The 15,804-nt window shown below is 58.9% G+C and carries 16 protein-coding genes; 9 read left to right on the top strand and 7 right to left on the bottom strand.

The genetic code is table 11. The features are described 5' to 3' along the window. Nucleotides 1–126 precede the first annotated feature (126 nt). The 4 genes from ACZ1GS_RS00480 to ACZ1GS_RS00465 all read right to left on the bottom strand — a co-directional run bounded on the left by ACZ1GS_RS00480 (nucleotide 127) and on the right by ACZ1GS_RS00465 (nucleotide 4,928). Entirely contained in the window at nucleotides 127–1,554 is a 1,428-nt protein-coding gene (locus ACZ1GS_RS00480; RefSeq protein ID WP_472696551.1) for an aldehyde dehydrogenase family protein, read from the bottom strand. An 89-nt stretch (nucleotides 1,555–1,643) separates the two neighbouring features. Further along, a complete protein-coding gene (locus ACZ1GS_RS00475; RefSeq protein ID WP_472696550.1) occupies nucleotides 1,644–2,954 on the bottom strand; it encodes a cytochrome P450 in 1,311 nt (436 codons plus the stop codon). Nucleotides 2,955–2,967: 13 nt separating this feature from the next. Further along, nucleotides 2,968–3,393, bottom strand: a complete 426-nt coding sequence (locus tag ACZ1GS_RS00470; protein ID WP_472696549.1) for a nuclear transport factor 2 family protein — start codon at nucleotides 3,391–3,393, stop codon at nucleotides 2,968–2,970. Continuing rightward, a complete protein-coding gene (locus ACZ1GS_RS00465; protein ID WP_472696548.1) occupies nucleotides 3,393–4,928 on the bottom strand; it encodes an acyl-CoA synthetase in 1,536 nt (511 codons plus the stop codon). Before ACZ1GS_RS00465 ends, ACZ1GS_RS00470 begins: the two co-directional genes overlap by 1 nt. 224 nt (nucleotides 4,929–5,152) lie before the next feature. Here ACZ1GS_RS00465 and ACZ1GS_RS00460 point away from each other — a divergent pair, with 224 nt between their 5' ends. From ACZ1GS_RS00460 to ACZ1GS_RS00450, 3 genes are all read left to right on the top strand, one after another. Next, nucleotides 5,153–6,040, top strand: a complete 888-nt coding sequence (locus tag ACZ1GS_RS00460) for an AraC family transcriptional regulator (protein ID WP_472696547.1) — start codon at nucleotides 5,153–5,155, stop codon at nucleotides 6,038–6,040. A 119-nt stretch (nucleotides 6,041–6,159) separates the two neighbouring features. Beyond that, nucleotides 6,160–6,348: a hypothetical protein gene (locus ACZ1GS_RS00455; protein WP_472696546.1), complete on the top strand. Its 189-nt coding sequence runs from the start codon at nucleotides 6,160–6,162 to the stop codon at nucleotides 6,346–6,348. A gap of 215 nt (nucleotides 6,349–6,563) precedes the next feature. After that, nucleotides 6,564–6,983, top strand: coding sequence for a hypothetical protein (locus ACZ1GS_RS00450; protein ID WP_472696545.1), 420 nt, complete (start codon nucleotides 6,564–6,566; stop codon nucleotides 6,981–6,983). Here the strand turns inward: ACZ1GS_RS00450 and ACZ1GS_RS00445 are convergent. After that, the gene (locus ACZ1GS_RS00445) at nucleotides 6,980–7,717 is read right to left on the bottom strand and encodes a 6-phosphogluconolactonase (protein WP_472696544.1); all 738 of its coding nucleotides are present in this window, start codon (nucleotides 7,715–7,717) and stop codon (nucleotides 6,980–6,982) included. The genes ACZ1GS_RS00450 and ACZ1GS_RS00445 overlap by 4 nt on opposite strands. A 145-nt stretch (nucleotides 7,718–7,862) precedes the next feature. Here ACZ1GS_RS00445 and purU point away from each other — a divergent pair, with 145 nt between their 5' ends. Beyond that, nucleotides 7,863–8,723, top strand: coding sequence for a formyltetrahydrofolate deformylase (purU, locus tag ACZ1GS_RS00440; RefSeq protein ID WP_472696543.1), 861 nt, complete (start codon nucleotides 7,863–7,865; stop codon nucleotides 8,721–8,723). Nucleotides 8,724–8,746: 23 nt separating this feature from the next. On the opposite strand, the gene gspI is transcribed toward purU, so the two are convergent. Continuing rightward, nucleotides 8,747–9,178, bottom strand: coding sequence for a type II secretion system minor pseudopilin GspI (gene gspI, locus ACZ1GS_RS00435; protein ID WP_472696542.1), 432 nt, complete (start codon nucleotides 9,176–9,178; stop codon nucleotides 8,747–8,749). Continuing rightward, nucleotides 9,175–9,660, bottom strand: coding sequence for a GspH/FimT family pseudopilin (locus tag ACZ1GS_RS00430; protein ID WP_472698176.1), 486 nt, complete (start codon nucleotides 9,658–9,660; stop codon nucleotides 9,175–9,177). The genes gspI and ACZ1GS_RS00430 overlap by 4 nt, the downstream gene beginning before the upstream one ends. A gap of 98 nt (nucleotides 9,661–9,758) precedes the next feature. Here ACZ1GS_RS00430 and ACZ1GS_RS00425 point away from each other — a divergent pair, with 98 nt between their 5' ends. From ACZ1GS_RS00425 to ACZ1GS_RS00405, 5 genes are all read left to right on the top strand, one after another. Beyond that, complete coding sequence (locus ACZ1GS_RS00425) at nucleotides 9,759–10,556, top strand: enoyl-CoA hydratase-related protein (protein WP_472696541.1); 798 nt, start codon at nucleotides 9,759–9,761, stop codon at nucleotides 10,554–10,556. A gap of 2 nt (nucleotides 10,557–10,558) precedes the next feature. Then, entirely contained in the window at nucleotides 10,559–12,529 is a 1,971-nt protein-coding gene (locus tag ACZ1GS_RS00420; RefSeq protein WP_472696540.1) for an alkyl/aryl-sulfatase, read from the top strand. 26 nt (nucleotides 12,530–12,555) lie between these two features. Then, entirely contained in the window at nucleotides 12,556–13,722 is a 1,167-nt protein-coding gene (locus ACZ1GS_RS00415) for an acyl-CoA dehydrogenase family protein (protein WP_472696539.1), read from the top strand. A gap of 11 nt (nucleotides 13,723–13,733) precedes the next feature. Continuing rightward, a complete protein-coding gene (locus tag ACZ1GS_RS00410; protein ID WP_472696538.1) occupies nucleotides 13,734–14,762 on the top strand; it encodes an acyl-CoA dehydrogenase family protein in 1,029 nt (342 codons plus the stop codon). Nucleotides 14,763–14,826: 64 nt separating this feature from the next. Further along, nucleotides 14,827–15,804, top strand: coding sequence for an NAD(P)H-dependent flavin oxidoreductase (locus ACZ1GS_RS00405; protein WP_472696537.1), 978 nt, complete (start codon nucleotides 14,827–14,829; stop codon nucleotides 15,802–15,804).

Raw genomic sequence — 15,804 nt, 5'->3', positions numbered from 1 at the left:
CTCCTTGTTCTGTTCGAGTCTCGTGAAATTTAATTGATCGGTTAAACCGCGTCACGGCAAGCGTCAAACAAAAAAGCCGGCCATCACAATAGTGATAACCGGCTTTCTGATCAGCGCGCGCGCCGCTTAAGCGGGCACATTGTCTTTCTTCACCGTGATCACCTGCGGATAGGTGAACTCGAGCAGGCCTTCCTTGCCATATTCGGCGCCAAAGCCCGATTGCTTGTGGCCGCCAAAAGGCGCGAAGGGCGACAGGTGGAGAAATTCATTGACCCACACCGTGCCGGTTTCGAGCTGCTCGGCAATTTCAACGCCCTTGTCCGGGTTGGCGGTCCATACCGCGCCAGCCAGACCATATTCGCTGTCATTGGCGCGCTGAATCACTTCTTCCTCGGTGGAGAATTTCATCAGCGGCATGACCGGGCCAAATTGCTCTTCCGCCACAATCCGCGCGTCTTCGGGCGGATTGTCGAGGATCGTGATCGGCATATAATAGCCCGGGACGTCGGGATCATGATCGCCGCCAACGAGGAATTTATAGCCATTATCCTTAGCGTCCTGCACCAGCTCGAGCACCCGCTCATATTGCTTCTTGTTCTGGATCGGACCGACAGCCGTGCCTTGCTGCGCGCCATCGCCGACTTTGACATGCTTGGCATATTCGGCAATCGCCGCGCTCAACTCGTCATAAATATCTTCGTGGATATAGATGCGCTTCGCGGCAACACAGATTTGACCGGCATTGGTAAAGCTCGACCAGAACAGTTGCTCGGCCACTTTCTCGACATTGGCGTCCGGCAGCACGATCGAGGCGTCGTTGCCGCCGAGTTCGAGCGTGATCCGCTTGAGATCCTTGGACGCGCCTTCCATGATTTTCTTGCCGGTCGCAGTGGATCCGGTGAAGGTGATCTTGTCGATATCGGGGTGGCCGGTGATCATTGGTCCGAGATCATCCTCGCCGGTGATGATATTCACCACGCCCGCGGGTACGACATCGGCAATCAGCTCCGCCAGCCGCAAGGTTGTCAGCGGTGTGAACGGCGATGGTTTGAGCACGATTGTGCACCCGGACAACAAGGCCGGCGCAATTTTCTGGACCGCCATCATGACCGGGAAATTCCACGGCACAATGCCGCCGACCACGCCGACCGGAACCCGCCGGGTGCGGCTCAGCCGCTCGTCGCTATCTTCGTTAATTTCGTCATCAAGATCGAGGGTCGACTGTGCGCCGGCCATCATCGAAGCCCCGATAATTTCGCCTTGCGCCTGAGCATGGGGCTTGCCCTGCTCGCTGGTCAACAACCGGAACAGTTCGTCAGCATTTTCCTTGATCGTCGCCGAAATGGCCTGAACCACAGCGCGGCGCTCTTCGATGGGTTTCTTGCTCCAGGCCGGAAACGCACCCCGCGCGGCGGCAACCGCCTCATTCAATTCGGCTTCCCCGCATGCCGGCACCTGGCCGATGACTTCTTCATTGGCCGGATTGACGACATCCAGCATGGTGTCGGTGGCGATCATCTTCCCGTTGATCAGATTCTTATATTGGATAATCATTTCGCTCTCCTTTGGGTATTTTTGCCTGTTGCTTGTCTGTGGTGCCTATTTTGGGTGCTGATAGCCAATTACAAGGCGGCAAGCGCCTCTCATTTTGATAGAGTGTATCGAATGGGCAGCGTTTTCAGCCCGCCGACAAAGGTCGACTGCGCCCGCTTCGGTTCGCCCGCCAGTTCCAGCGTCTCGATCCGGTCGAGCAGCTCGTTGAACAGAATCTTCATCTCCATCCGCGCCATGTGCAGGCCGAGACATTGATGCGCCCCGCCGCCAAAGGCGAGATGGCGATTGGGCGACCGTGATGCATCAAAACGCCGCGGGTCATCAAACACCGCCGGATCATGATTGGCGGCAACATAGCTGATCATCAGCCAATCGCCCTTGGCGATCGCCTGCCCGCCGACTTCCGTGTCTTCTGCCGCCGTGCGCATGAAATGCTGTACCGGCGAGGTCCAGCGAATCGCTTCCTCGATCAGACCCGGCAACAGATCGCGATCGGCTTTGAGGCGTTGGAACTGGTCCGGATCCTGCGCCAGCGCCATCATCGCCCCCGCGGTTGAAGCCGATGTCGTGTCATGGCCGGCCGCAGCGAGGATGATATAATAGCCCGCCATGTCCCGGTCGCTGAGATGGGCGCCATCCACCTTGGCATTGGCAATCACGCTGGCGACGTCATCGCTCGGGTTGGCGCGCTTTTCTTCGGTCAGCTTGGCGAAATAGGCTTCAAAATCCGCCACCGCGCCAACCACCAGCTGAGTGATTTGTTCGGCTGTCATATTGGCCATGCCGGTCTTGTTGAGATCTTCGTCCTGTCCGCCGAACATCTGCTGGGTGAGAAACAGCATGCGCTGTTCGTCGGACTCCGGAACACCGAGAATCTGCATGACCACATGGAGCGGATAAGGCGCCGAGACCAAAGGCACAAAATCCGCCTCCAGCCCGGCCGCTACCAAGCGGTCGACGGTTGTCTTGGCAAGCTGGCCGAGTTCCGCCTCCATCTGCCTGAGATTTTTGGGCATGAACCAGTCCTGGGTCAGGCGGCGATATTTCGGGTGGGTTGGGGCGTCCAGGGCGACCAGCGAATTGACCAGATGCGGACTGCCCCCGGTGATCGCCTTGACCATTTCTTCGCCGGCGCGCAAGCCGAACACGACCTCGCGCGGTGCGTTGAGAAAGGTGCTATTGTCCTTGCTGATCCGCATGACATCATCATAGCGCGTCACCAGCCAGAACGGATCGTGCAGCGGGTCATTTTCCACCCGAGCGAGACCGGGCTTGCTACGCAGATCGTCAAATAGATCGAGCAAATCATCCCATTCGGCATAGACTTTGGGGTTGATCAGCGACTGAGCAACCGGGGCGGGAACCGGCATGTTATCGGTATGGGATGCAGTATTTGTCATGGTCTTTACCTGTCTAGTGTAAGCTCTGCGCCCCGGCGGCAAAGCCGGTGGTCGGAAGAGCACTCATGTAAATGATGATCTGCCTGATCCGGCCATCATCATCGCAATGGAAAAAATTACAGTTATGCAAATCGCTCTGCGCTCCGGTCCGGGCGTCCTGTAAATGGATGTGAAAACGGACGGCAACGCTGGCCGTGTCGGGGTCCGCAGTTGTGACAAATTCGTCAATCTGGATGGCGCTATAGGCGTCGAGAAAATCCTCGAAATGGGCCTGGATATCGGGCTTCCCGCGAAAGGCGATGGCCAGCGGCGGGATTTCCATCGTGGCATCCGCCGCAATATTGGCCATCAGTCCCGCCATGTCGCGCGCTGCCACCCGGCCGAAATAACCATCGACAGCAAGGTCACGCAGGGCATTAGCGGAGAGCGGAGCGGTCATCAGACGATCTTGCTGCCCTTCTTGCCCCAATATTCATCCCGGAGCAGACGCTTGTAGAGCTTGCCCGTCGCTTCGCGCGGCAATTCGGCACGGAAGTCGATTTGCCGGGGCACTTTCACCCCCGACAGGGTCTGGCGCAGATAGGCTTCCAGTTCCTGCGCAAAGGCATCGCCGGCATCCGCCATGTCCATGGGCTGGACGATGGCGACAACTTTCTCGCCCATATCTTCATCGGGCGCGCCGATCACCGCCGCGTCGGCCACTTTCGGATGAGTGACCAGCAAATTCTCGATTTCCTGGGGATAGATATTGACGCCGCCGGAAATGATCATGAAACTCTTGCGGTCGGTCAAATATAGGAAACCATCCTCGTCCACCTTCCCGACATCGCCGAGCGAGGTCCAGCCATGCTTGTTCGCTGCCGCCTTGGTTTTTTCCGGATCGTTATGATAGGCAAAGGGGGATCCCCCTTCGAAAAAGATCTGGCCTTCTTCGCCGACCGGCACCTCGTCATCATTTTCGTCACAGATGCGGACCGTTCCGAGCAAGGCCCGACCGACAGAGCCCTTGTGTTTCAGCCAGTCTGGGGAGTTGATGAACGTAAAGCCATTGCCCTCGGACCCGGCATAATATTCCATCAATATCGGGCCCCACCAGTCGATCATCGCCTCTTTCACCGGCACCGGACAAGGGGCCGCAGCATGGACCGCGCTCTTGAGGCTCGACACATCATATTTGGCGCGCGTCTCGGCAGGCAGCTTGAGCATGCGATTGAAATGGGTCGGCACCCACTGGCTGACATCGACCTTATATTTCTCGATCAGCGCCAGCGCATCCTCGGGATCGAATTTCTCCATGATGATGACCGTGCCGCCAAGCTTGTGCACGGTCATGCACCAGCGCAGCGGGGCCGCGTGATAAAGGGGCGCGGGCGACAGATAGGTGCAACCCGGCTGAAATCCGAATGCCCCCTGTGCCATCATCACAAGCGCATTGGATTGCCCGATATCTTCATCTTGCGGAAACGGAATGCGCACGCCCTTGGGCCGGCCGGTGGTGCCCGAGCTGTAGAGCATGTCGGTGCCGTGCCGCTGATCGGCAATCGGGGTAGCGGGCAGGCTCTCCAGAACCGGTTCGATCGCACGTTCTGCTTCGCCGCCATAGAGAAATTGCGTCACATCTGGATTGAGCTTTTGGAGCTCGTCCGCGACCGGGCTTTTCATCGCCGAACTGATCAGCAAGGATGCACCGCTGTCCGACAGGATATAGGAAGCCTCTGCTGCGGTCAGCCGGCTGGGAATCGCCACATAGTAGAGCCCGGCCCGCTGGGCCGCCCATACAATGTCGAAAAAGCGCGGGTGGTTTTCCATGAGAACAGCCACCGTGTCTCCGATTTGCAGGCCTTGCTGACGGAACAAATGGGCCAGTCGGTTGCTCGCGCGGTCGAGCTGCGCATAGGTTTCAACTTCCCCGGATCCGGCCATGATGATTGCGGGTTGATCAGGTTTGTCCTGAGCATGCAGATAAGGGTGCATGGGTGTTCGCTCTCCGATTGGGGCGATCGCTTTGGGTCACGATTCGCTTCTGCACCATCATGGTTTAAGCGTGCGATTAAATCAATCACTTGTCGTGGCGCTGTGCTGAGCCCGGCTTGGTCCCGAAAACCGTCAAATTCACCGGTTATCGTGGCCGCATCAGCCTATGCAGTTCAAAGCAAACAAAAAACATGCTATGCGCGGTCCAGGGGAAGGAGTCGGCAATGTCGGATATTCTGCATATGGGCGAAGCCGCTTTCGGCAATTTCACCATTTTGACGCTGTCCGAAGGCCTCGCGGCCCACGCCCATGAAGAAGCACAAATCGTCGTTGCGCTGACGCCGGAAACACAGGACATCATTACCGTCAACGATCGGCCATTGACGCTGAGCTACCATGACGCCGTTTTCGTTAATCCGATGGAAAAACATGACCATCAGCTGGTCACGCAAGGCGGCAAGTTCCTGGTCATTTACCTGCACAGTCATTGGTTGGTCTCGACATTTTCAAAGCCAGCACCGGGCGCGCGGTTTTTCGACAACATCATCCGGCTGACGAGCAAGATGCGCGAGCTGGTCAATCAATTCGTCAAGGCGAACGAGGATCGCCTCCCGGCAGACGAGGCGACTTTGTGGGTGGAACAGTTTATCAACCAGATGACGCTGATGGATGGTACAGCGCGCGACAGCCGTTCAGCCAACCCATCGGATGTTCAAGCCGCAGAAGCGAAGATCGGCGCCGCAATTCACTATATGCGCGGCCACATGCATTTGCACGATGACGTAGAGACTGTGGCGCGGAAAATCGGTGTGTCACGGCAACGGCTGTTCAATCTGTTCCGCTTTCACCTGAACACGACGCCGAATATCTGCTGGAACGCGCTGCGCATGGTCTATGCGAGAAATCAGCTGGCGACATCCTCGGACAGTATAGAATTTCTCGCCTCCGAGCTCGGTTTCTCAGAACCCGGTAATTTTTCCCGCTTCTTCCGACACCAGACCGGATTCTATCCCAGCCAGTTCCGTAGCGCCGCCAAGACCAGAGCCGTGAGCCAAGACCATGGTACCATCCCCGCAAATACCGGCAGCGCTTCCGCTGTCGAACCAAATTGACAAATCTCGTGCCGGGACATAATCACCAGGACTGCAAACGCGCACCAAACCGGTTTCCAGCGGGACGGCCGCCGCGCCATGAGGCGAAGATCATTGTCCTTGATGGAAGTAGATAAGCCATGAACCGACAGCAGAAAATAGTGGCGGACCTGGACAAGATCTTGTTCGAACTCGACGCGCTTGGCCTCTCGGTTGCGGCTTTGAAAATCGCCGAAGCCATCAGCCTGCTGGAAGATCAAGACGATATGCCGATACAATCTTCATCGGTTGTTCAGCGGATTGCTTCGTCAACTGGACCAGCCGAATAGCGAGAATAGATCGTCCGTCAGACCCGGTTCTTGGCTGGCGCCCCAACCGCCCCCTCCAAATAAATACGAAATGATATGGGCATGCGATTCGCCGACTGCCATAGCGGCTTAGTCGAATTGTAAAACCGTCGCGCCAACAGTCGGTTTAATTCGGCTTATCACGCTGGATCGCGCTCACCATGAGACGGTTCGCGAAGCCGCCGGGGGGCACCAGGTTGAAGACATCGAATTTCAGTCCACAAGACGCCATTCCCAATCCCAATAATCCGCGGGGCCGAAATCTCGAGCTTCTGGCGCTGGCCCGGTTCATTCTCCGTTGCAACCAGCAGCGGACGGATTTCATACCGGGCATGGATTGGAGCGATCGGTCGTGGGACATCTTGCTCGATCTTTATGTGACCCCTGCAGAAATGACTGACAACAGCGCCCTTGCCATTGGTCGCCGGCACAAGCTGTCCGAAGCGATCAGCCGCCGGTATATTTCGCTATTGATCGACAGGGCGTATCTCGATGAAGTGAAAACCGGAAATTATCCGCAAAACAATCAGTTCAAGCTCAGTCCAAAAGCCATTGCGGCGATCGAAGACTGGTTGCGGTTTTGTATCGGCGAAGGTCAGGAAAGACTGAACCCCTAGTTTTCCACATAGATATCCACAGGTACGGTCAGGTCGGCAAAGACCCGGCCAATCGGCGCCATGCTGCTCGCGCCCTCGTCAATGGCTTGTTCCAGCTGCATCTGCGCGGCCGCACCGTTCAGCAGCACGAGCACCGTGCGCGCCTCGCAGATGGCGGCCTTGGTAATCGTCACCAACGGGGTGTCGCCATCATCCGGCATGATCCCGACGGCGCGTTTTTCCTTGGGGCCATCCATCGCTTCCTCGATATCGGCGCTGTCCTTGAGGCCGGCCGTGCTGCCATCGGCGCCCATGCCGAGCCAGACCAGATCTGGTGGCCAGTGCAAATCCTGAAGCCGGGCGTCCGCTGCGCCACCGGCTAGGTGATAATCTTCATTCTCGGTGGCGATCGGCAGGACCCGTGCGCCGCGCGTGAGGAACAGCTGTGCCAGTGTCTTGACATGGCTGCGCGGATCATCAACCGACACCAGATAGTCATCGGTTGGAATGATCGTCACATATTTCCACTTAATATCTTTTTCAGCGAGCGCCTCGAGCACCGGCATGGCGTCCGCATCAGCCGGCAAGGCGATGAGCGATTGCCCGCGCGCATCGAGCGCACTTTCGATGATGAATTGAATATCGCCGGTCACCGCTTCGATCATGCTCTGACGGTCGTCAAAATCCCACCATTCGAGTTGCGAGTCTTCGCCTTCGGGCAGATCATCAATATCCCAGGATTCGTTGTCGCTCATGATATGTCCTGATACTCCAATTTCGTATTCATTGCCGGCAATCGTCGCCTAGGCTTCTAATCGCTGCAGCCATCAGCACAAGGAAAATCCCTTTTCAAATGCGCTCTTTTGCGCCAATTGCGTCGGGACAGCGAAGGCGACTTTTATGACTGAAAATTATATTCTGACCCTGACCGCAACAGACCGGGTCGGACTGGTTGCCGCGGTGACCGGCTTTCTGGCCGATCATGACGGTTTCATTCTCGATAGCCAGCAATATGCCGATCTCGCAAGCGAGCGCTTTTTCATGCGGGTCGATTTCAAACGCGCGGGCGACCGCTTTCCCGACGGGCTCGACCAGTTGCAGGAAAAATTCGCGGTCATCGGATCGCGCTATGCACTCGACTGGGCGTTGGTGCGGGGTACCGACAAACCGAATATCGTGATCGCGGTATCAAAGGGCAGCCATTGTCTGAACGATCTGCTCCATCGCTGGAAAACCGGTAGCCTGCCAGTGAATATTGCCGCGGTGGTGAGCAATCACGACAGCCTGCGCGCGCTGACCGAATGGCATGATGTGCCGTTTCACTATCTCCCGGTTGCTGACGACAACCGCGCCGAGCAGGAACAGGCGATCCTCGATATCATGGATCAGCAATCCGCCAGCTATCTGATCCTCGCCCGCTATATGCAGGTCCTGTCGGACAAGCTTTCGACTGAGCTTAGTGGGCGCTGCATCAATATCCATCACAGTTTCCTGCCCGGCTTCAAAGGCGCAAAACCCTATCACCGCGCGCACGCCCGCGGGGTCAAGCTGATGGGTGCAACGGCGCATTTTGTCAGCCCCGATCTCGACGAAGGCCCGATTATCGAACAGGCTGTCGAGCGGGTCGATCACCGAGCCAGCGTCGAGGAGATGATCCGCATCGGCCGCGACATCGAGGCCCAGGTGCTCGCGCGTGCGGTCCAGTGGGCCGGGGAACACCGAATCCTGCGCAACGGCAACCGCACCGTCGTGTTCCGCTGAAAAGCGCCTGAACGACCTTGTCTTTATTGACCGGACGGGTTTTGTGGCGGTGCAGGAACCGGCGCATCCAGGACAATACCGGCAGGCCGCAGGATGGTGAGCGATGCGGGCGCGCCGCTGGCCGCGTCCTGAACCGCAATATCCACCTGGATGAACTGCCCCTCTTCGGTCAGCGTGGCATTTTGGACCCAGATCCAGGTCCGGCCGCCATTTTCCTCCTGGCCTGATGATTCGCCCAGCGAAGGCGGGCGGGGATCGGTCAGCAATTCCACTGCCCGATTGCGCGCGACCGACTGGGCAACCACCCGCAATTCAAGCTCTCCGCTATTGCGCGTGGTATAGCCTTGCAGCCGGATCAGGGCGAGCGCCGCCAGACTGAAGACCGACAGCGCGACGAGCATCTCGATCAGCGTGAAGCCGCCTTGCCGGGGTGGTCTTGGCACCAGACCCGTCATGGCTGAACCTCGTCATTGACCAGCGCAACGTCGCCCATTGGCGCGATGACAATGGATCGTGAAACATCCTGATAGGTCAGTTGCAAGGTCGCCTGATCCGCCGGCAAGCCGGTGCTTTCAAAACTGATCAGCAACGGACCCGCTTCGCCAACCGCCGCAGAGACACCAGGTGACCAGTTGGTCGACCGGAACGGCTTGGTCTCGATGACCGACCAGGCGCCCTTGCGCCGTTCGAGAAAACTGTAGCCCGACGGGGTCACCTGCACCGCCATCGGCCGAGATTGGAGAATGGCATTGTCACGCAGCGCCGCCGTGCGCGCCGCGAAGGTCTGGGCGTCCCGATCCAACCCGTCATCGCCATCGGGGAGCGCGAGCACCGCTACCGAAGCCATCAGGCCGAGAATCACAATCACCACCATCAGTTCCACCAGCGTAAAACCGGCTTGCTCTTGATCTTCTTGCAATTTTGGACAGGATATCATGATCAAAGCTCATCCCTTGGCGCGGAACCCTCTCTTGCAGAACCGGAGCGGGCCTGCAATGGAAGAGCGATCAAAATACAGCCAGGAGTGGGGACAAGATGAGCGACGTCGTTTTATATGACAAACAGGACCGGGTGGTCACGATCACGTTGAACAAGCCGGAGACGCGCAACGCTCTGTCCGGCGACGTGTGCGAGGCGCTGGTCTCCGCGATGAAACGCGCCGATGCCGATAGCGGTGTCAGTTGCGTGGTCCTCGCCGCCAACGGCAAGAGCTTTTCCTCCGGCGGTAATCTCCACGAGATCAAGGCGATGACCAAAGAGCAGAACATGACCCCGCTCCAGATCGAGAATTGGTACAAGACCGGCATCCAGCAGATTCCGCTGACCATGGCGCAGATTTCGGTTCCGGTCATTGCCGCGGTCAACGGCCACGCGATCGGCGCGGGCAATGATCTGACCACGATGTGCGACATCCGCATTGCCGGCGAAGATGCGATTTTTGCCGAGAGCTTTCTGCGTGTGGGCATCATTCCGGGCGACGGCGGAGCCTGGCTGTTGCCCCGTATCATCGGTCAGGCGCGTGCCAACCAGATGCTGTTTACCGGCGAGTTTATCGACGCCCACAAGGCGCTTGATTACGGGCTGGTCTCGGAAGTGGTGGCCAATGACGGGTTGCTCGCCCGCGCCTATGAACTGGCGGAGATGGTCGTCGGCCTGCCACCGCTCGCGATTCGCAAGACCAAGGAACTGGTGCGCACCGCGCAAAGCGTGACGCTGAAGGAAAATCTCGACCAGGCCGCCCTGTTTCAGGGCGTGTTGCAGCAGCTGGACGACCATCAGGAAGCCATTGATGCGATTCTCGAGAAGCGCAAACCGGTGTTCAAGGGGCAATGATCATGACCAAATCCGCATTCGTCACCACCGTTACCAAACTCGCCATGCTGGCCTCCGCGCCGCTTTTGATGGCAGCGGGAGAACCGCCGGAAGGAATCGCCACCGGCGCGACCAAGGCGGCCAATGACCGCGTCGCCGCGCGCTTGCCAATTGCCGACCAGACCGATTTCGACAATGCCAATCGCGGATTCCTGGCGAAGATCGAGGACGCGCAGATTCTCAACCCCGACGGGTCTGTTGCCTGGGAAACCGGTCAGTTTGATTTCGTCAAGGATGCCGCCCCCGATACCGTCAATCCCTCGCTCTGGCGCCAGAGCAAGCTCAACAGCATCCACGGCCTGTTCAAGGTCGAAGAAGGCATTTACCAGCTGCGCGGCTATGATCTTGCGGTGATGACTCTGATCGCCGGCAAGACCGGATGGATTGTCGTTGACCCCCTGACCACCCCCGCTCCGGCCAAGGTGGCGCTCGCGCTCGCGAACGAAACGCTGGGTGCGCGGCCGGTCAAGGCGGTGATCTTCACCCATAGCCATGGCGATCATTTTGGCGGTGTCAGCGGCGTGCTGACCGCGCAGGATCAGCAATATGGCAATGTCGAAATTATCGCGCCCCATGGGTTCCTCCGCGAATCCATTGGCGAGAATGTGCTTGCCGGAACCGCGATGAATCGCCGGGTCCAGTTTCAGTTTGGCACCAACCTGCCAGCCGGACCAGCGGGCCATGTCGGCACCGGACTGGGACAATTTCTCTCAACTGGCGATCTTGCACTGCTCCCGCCGACCAAGACGATAGGCAAGGAAGGCGAGACCGTCATCATTGATGGCGTCACCTTCGAATTCATGGATGCCAGCGAAACCGAGGCGCCGGCTGAACTGGTCTTCTATCTGCCGGAATTCAAGGCCCTGCACAGTGCCGAAGTGGCGACCCGCAATTTCCACAATGTTCTCACCCCGCGCGGGGCGCTGGTCCGCGATACGCTGAAATGGAGCAAGGTCATCGACACCATGCTCGCCAAATATGGCGATCGGGCCGCCGTGCTGCTGGCCAGCCATCACTGGCCGACATGGGGCAGCGAGAATGTCCGGACCGCGCTGACCAACCAGCGCGGCCTGTATCGTTATGTCCATGACCAGACCCTGCGACAAGCCAATCAGGGTGCAACTATGCACGAGATTGCCGAGAATATCGGAGAACCGGATTTCGCCGCCACCGATTTTGGCGTGCGCGATTATTACGGGACGCTCAACCATAACAGCAAGGCGGTCTATCAGCGCTATTTCGGCTGGTGGGATGGCGTGCCGGCCCATTATCACGCCTTGCCGCCGGTTGCCGCAGCGCGCAAATATGTCGCCGCCATGGGCGGCGCCGAACGCGTGCTGACAATCGGGGAAGCCGCCTTTAACAGCGGCGATTATCGCTGGGCGGCCACGGTGTTCAACCATCTGGTGTTCGCCGCACCCGACAATGAACAGGCGAAAAAATGGCTGGCATCGACCTATGAGCAACTGGGTTTTCAGGCCGAAGCCGGCACCTGGCGCAACATCTATCTGTCCGGCGCCAAGGAATTGCGCGAAGGCAATGATCGCGGATCGGGCGTTGCCACCACCAATGCGCGGGTGCTCAACAGCATTCCCGCGATTGACCTGTTCGATGCCTTGGCCGCCCGGTTCAATCCGGCCAAGATGCGCAGCGCCGGCGGGATCATCCAGTTCACCTTCCCGGATCGCAATGAGGCGGTCAGTGTTGATCTGAGCAAATCGGTATTGTTTCCGCGCGCCGGCACCAATGAGCGGGCGATTGCCAATATCACCGTCAGCCGGAGTGACTTCACCCAGCTGCTGATGCAACAGGTCGAGGCCCGGGATCTGATCGTATCGGGAAAGATGAAAGTGCTTGGCAATGTCATTCTGATGGCGACCATGTTCAACGCGCTTGATCCGGTCGACCCCCAGTTCAACATCGTCACTCCCTGAATTTTCTCTGACAGAGGCCCATTGCAATGCAACGTTTCCGTTTTCCCGTCGTCCGGCCTGACCCCGCGCTTGAAGAGTTGCGCGCGGAGCTCCGGGCCTTTCTCAAGGCCGAGCGCGAGGCGGGTCATTTTCGCCCCGAACCGGAATGCTGGATGGCCTCGGCGGATCCGGAATTTTCCCGGAAAATGGGTTCGCGCGGCTGGATCGGCCTGACCTGGTCGACCCAATATGGCGGCCAGGGCAAGACCGCGCTCGAACGCTATATCGTGACCGAAGAGACCTTGCGCGCCGGCGCGCCGGTTGGTGCCCACTGGATTGCCGATCGCCAGCATGCGCCGATGCTGATCGAGCATGGCACCGAAGAACAAAAGCTCGATATCCTGCCCCGCATCGCCGCCGGAGAATGCTATTTTGCCATCGGCCTCAGCGAACCCGGTGCCGGTTCCGATCTTGCCAATGTCAAAACCACGGCAGAGAAAGTGACCACGGAATCGGGCAGCGGCTGGAAAATCAGCGGCCAGAAAATCTGGTCCTCGGGCGCGCATATGAGCCACTATATGGTTGCGTTGCTGCGGACCTCGCCTGCCGATGGCCGCAACCGGCATGTCGGTCTTTCACAGATCATGATCGACCTCAGCCTGCCTGGTGTCACCGTGAAGCCGATTACAGATCTGTCCGGCGATGCCCATTTCAACGAAGTCTATTTCGAGGATGTGATTGTCCCGGAAGACGCCCTGCTCGGTGAGGAAGGCGGCGGCTGGAAACAGGTGACCGGGGAACTGGCGATGGAACGGTCGGGCCCGGAGCGCTTCCTGTCGAGCTATATCACCCTGGAAACCGCGCTCTATCAATTGCACGGCAAATTGGGCTCCGACAGCCAGGCGCGGCTCGGCAAGCTGATTGCCAATTTACGCACCTTGCGTGGCATGTCCTGGGGCATCGCCAATCTGCTTCATGAAGGCGTCTCGCCCGAAACCGAAGCGGCGCTGGTCAAGGATCTCGGCAACCGGCTGGAAAATGATCTGACCCAGCAGGTCCGGGCGATGCTCAACGACCTGCCCGAGGCCGAATGGTCCGAAGAGATGCGGCGGATCATGACCATCGGCGTGTTGCGCTCGCCGCCCAACACCCTGCGCGGAGGCACCACCGAAGTCATGCGGGGCATCACCGCCCGGCAACTGGGCCTGAGATAAGAGATAGCACCATGATCAATACCGAAGCCATGGTCGCCGAGACCGCCGCGAAAATCTTTACTGACCTGTGCGATCGCGAAGTGCCGCACGCCGCCGAAGCCGGCACTTATCCGCAAGCACTGTGGGACGCGTTGCAGGAAAACGGCCTGCCGCTGGCCTGGGTCAGCGAGGATAATGGTGGCTTTGGCGCGGATATCAGCGAAGTGTTCGGCGCCATCTGGGCCTCTGCGTCGGCCGCATCGCCGGTGCCCTTTGCCGAAACCCTAATCGCCAACTGGCTGCTTGATCAGGCCGGCCTGCCCCCGGCACCCGGCAGCGCCAGCTTCGCGCTGAGCGGACAGGAGCCGGCTGCCACCATTCCCTTCGGTACGCAAACGGACCATGTCGTGCTTTTCGATGACAGCCAGAATGCGATTTCGCTGTTCGAAAATCCCACTGGCGGGCGCAAGGCCATCGATGCGCTGTCGCCTGATGGTGCGACCCATTTCGCATTTTCCGGCCAGCGCGCGATTGCCTCGGCGCAGACCAATTTGTCGCGCCGGGCCGCAGAAGCGCTGATCCTGACCGTCCGCGCGGTTCAGATGGCAGCCGCCATGGAAGCGGCGCTGGCGCTTTCAATCGCTTATGTTTCCGACCGGGAACAGTTCGGCCGGCCGCTCTCCAAATTTCAGGCAATCCAGCATCAATTGGCAGTCGCGGCTTCCGAAAGCGCCGCCGCGACCATGGCCGCAACCCAGGCCGCGGCGAGCTTCGCCGACCATGCCGACAACCCCGATCAGGCCTGGCATCAGGCGGTGATCGCGAAAGTCCAGATCGGCCACAGCGTCGAAGCGATCACCGTGCCTTTTCACCAGGTCCACGGCGCCATGGGCTATACCCAGGAATATGACCTGCACCACTATACCCGCCGCCTGTGGGCGTGGCGGGACGCGCTCGGAAACGAGCATCACTGGTCGCGGCTATTGGGCGCAGAGCTTGCCGTAGCGTCACCGGATCAAATCTGGAAAGGCGTGACAACCGGCGACTGGACTGCTAGTTAATCGCACGATTAAGATTCTCTGTTTCCGTCCCGGCGGGACTCCATAAGCGAAGGACAAACCTCTCATGAAAACACGCATTACCGAGCTTTTTGGCATCGAACATCCGATCATTCAGGGCGGAATGCATTATGTGGGATTTGCCGAACTGGCGGCCGCTGTGTCCGAAGCGGGTGGCCTCGGAATCATCACCGGTCTGACCCAGAAGACGCCGGAAGATCTCGACAAGGAGATCAAGAAAGCCAAGGCGCTGACCGACAAGCCAATTGGCGTCAACCTGACCTTCCTGCCGATCGTCAACACACCCGACTATCCCGGCTATATCAAGGCGATCATCGACAATGACATCAAGGCGGTAGAAACCGCAGGCAATAATCCCGCCCAATATCTGCCCGCGCTGAAAGAAGCCGGCGTCAAGATCATCCACAAATGCACCGCCGTGCGCCACGCGCTCAAGGCGCAGAGCATTGGTTGTGACGCGGTCTCGGTCGACGGCTTCGAATGCGGCGGCCATCCCGGCGAAGACGACATTCCCAACATGATCCTGCTGCCCCGCGCGGCGGATGAACTAGACATCCCGTTCGTGTCGTCCGGCGGTCAGGCCGATGCGCGCAGCCTCGTCGCCTCGCTCGCCATGGGCGCCGAAGGCATGAACATGGGCACGCGCTTTATCGCCACCAAGGAAGCGCCGGTGCACCAGAACGTCAAGGATGCGATTGTCGCGGCCAGCGAGCTCGACACCCGCCTGGTCATGCGCCCGCTGCGCAACACCGAACGCGTGTTGAACAACTCAGCGGTCGAGAAGCTGCTCGAGATCGAAAAGGAAAAAGGCGCCGACTTGCAATTTACCGATATTATCGAACAGGTTGCTGGCGTCTACCCACAGATCATGATGGAAGGCACGATGGATGCCGGCGCCTGGAGCTGCGGCATGGTCGCGGGCCTGATCAATGACATTCCGACCTGCAAGGAACTGATCGACCGGATCATGAGCGAAGCCGATGCGATCATCAACGAACGCCTGAAAGGCTTTCAGGCGGCCTGA

It is taken from the genome of Parasphingorhabdus sp. W113 (genome assembly GCF_055693205.1).
The sequence above is the reverse complement of the archived record's forward strand: the minus strand, read 5'-3'. Positions and strand labels throughout refer to the sequence as shown.

What these genes read in the sequence shown, in the direction of transcription:
- ACZ1GS_RS00475 (WP_472696550.1), bottom strand. Translation starts at nt 2,954, where the DNA reads ATGACAAATACTGCATCCCATACCGATAACATGCCGGTTCCCGCCCCG.
- ACZ1GS_RS00445 (WP_472696544.1), bottom strand. Translation starts at nt 7,717, where the DNA reads ATGAGCGACAACGAATCCTGGGATATTGATGATCTGCCCGAAGGCGAA.
- gspI (WP_472696542.1), bottom strand. Translation starts at nt 9,178, where the DNA reads ATGACGGGTCTGGTGCCAAGACCACCCCGGCAAGGCGGCTTCACGCTG.
- ACZ1GS_RS00455 (WP_472696546.1), top strand. Translation starts at nt 6,160, where the DNA reads ATGAACCGACAGCAGAAAATAGTGGCGGACCTGGACAAGATCTTGTTC.
- ACZ1GS_RS00470 (WP_472696549.1), bottom strand. Translation starts at nt 3,393, where the DNA reads ATGACCGCTCCGCTCTCCGCTAATGCCCTGCGTGACCTTGCTGTCGAT.
- ACZ1GS_RS00415 (WP_472696539.1), top strand. Translation starts at nt 12,556, where the DNA reads ATGCAACGTTTCCGTTTTCCCGTCGTCCGGCCTGACCCCGCGCTTGAA.
- ACZ1GS_RS00425 (WP_472696541.1), top strand. Translation starts at nt 9,759, where the DNA reads ATGAGCGACGTCGTTTTATATGACAAACAGGACCGGGTGGTCACGATC.
- ACZ1GS_RS00420 (WP_472696540.1), top strand. Translation starts at nt 10,559, where the DNA reads ATGACCAAATCCGCATTCGTCACCACCGTTACCAAACTCGCCATGCTG.
- ACZ1GS_RS00430 (WP_472698176.1), bottom strand. Translation starts at nt 9,660, where the DNA reads ATGATATCCTGTCCAAAATTGCAAGAAGATCAAGAGCAAGCCGGTTTT.
- ACZ1GS_RS00405 (WP_472696537.1), top strand. Translation starts at nt 14,827, where the DNA reads ATGAAAACACGCATTACCGAGCTTTTTGGCATCGAACATCCGATCATT.
- ACZ1GS_RS00465 (WP_472696548.1), bottom strand. Translation starts at nt 4,928, where the DNA reads ATGCACCCTTATCTGCATGCTCAGGACAAACCTGATCAACCCGCAATC.
- ACZ1GS_RS00410 (WP_472696538.1), top strand. Translation starts at nt 13,734, where the DNA reads ATGATCAATACCGAAGCCATGGTCGCCGAGACCGCCGCGAAAATCTTT.
- purU (WP_472696543.1), top strand. Translation starts at nt 7,863, where the DNA reads ATGACTGAAAATTATATTCTGACCCTGACCGCAACAGACCGGGTCGGA.
- ACZ1GS_RS00480 (WP_472696551.1), bottom strand. Translation starts at nt 1,554, where the DNA reads ATGATTATCCAATATAAGAATCTGATCAACGGGAAGATGATCGCCACC.
- ACZ1GS_RS00460 (WP_472696547.1), top strand. Translation starts at nt 5,153, where the DNA reads ATGTCGGATATTCTGCATATGGGCGAAGCCGCTTTCGGCAATTTCACC.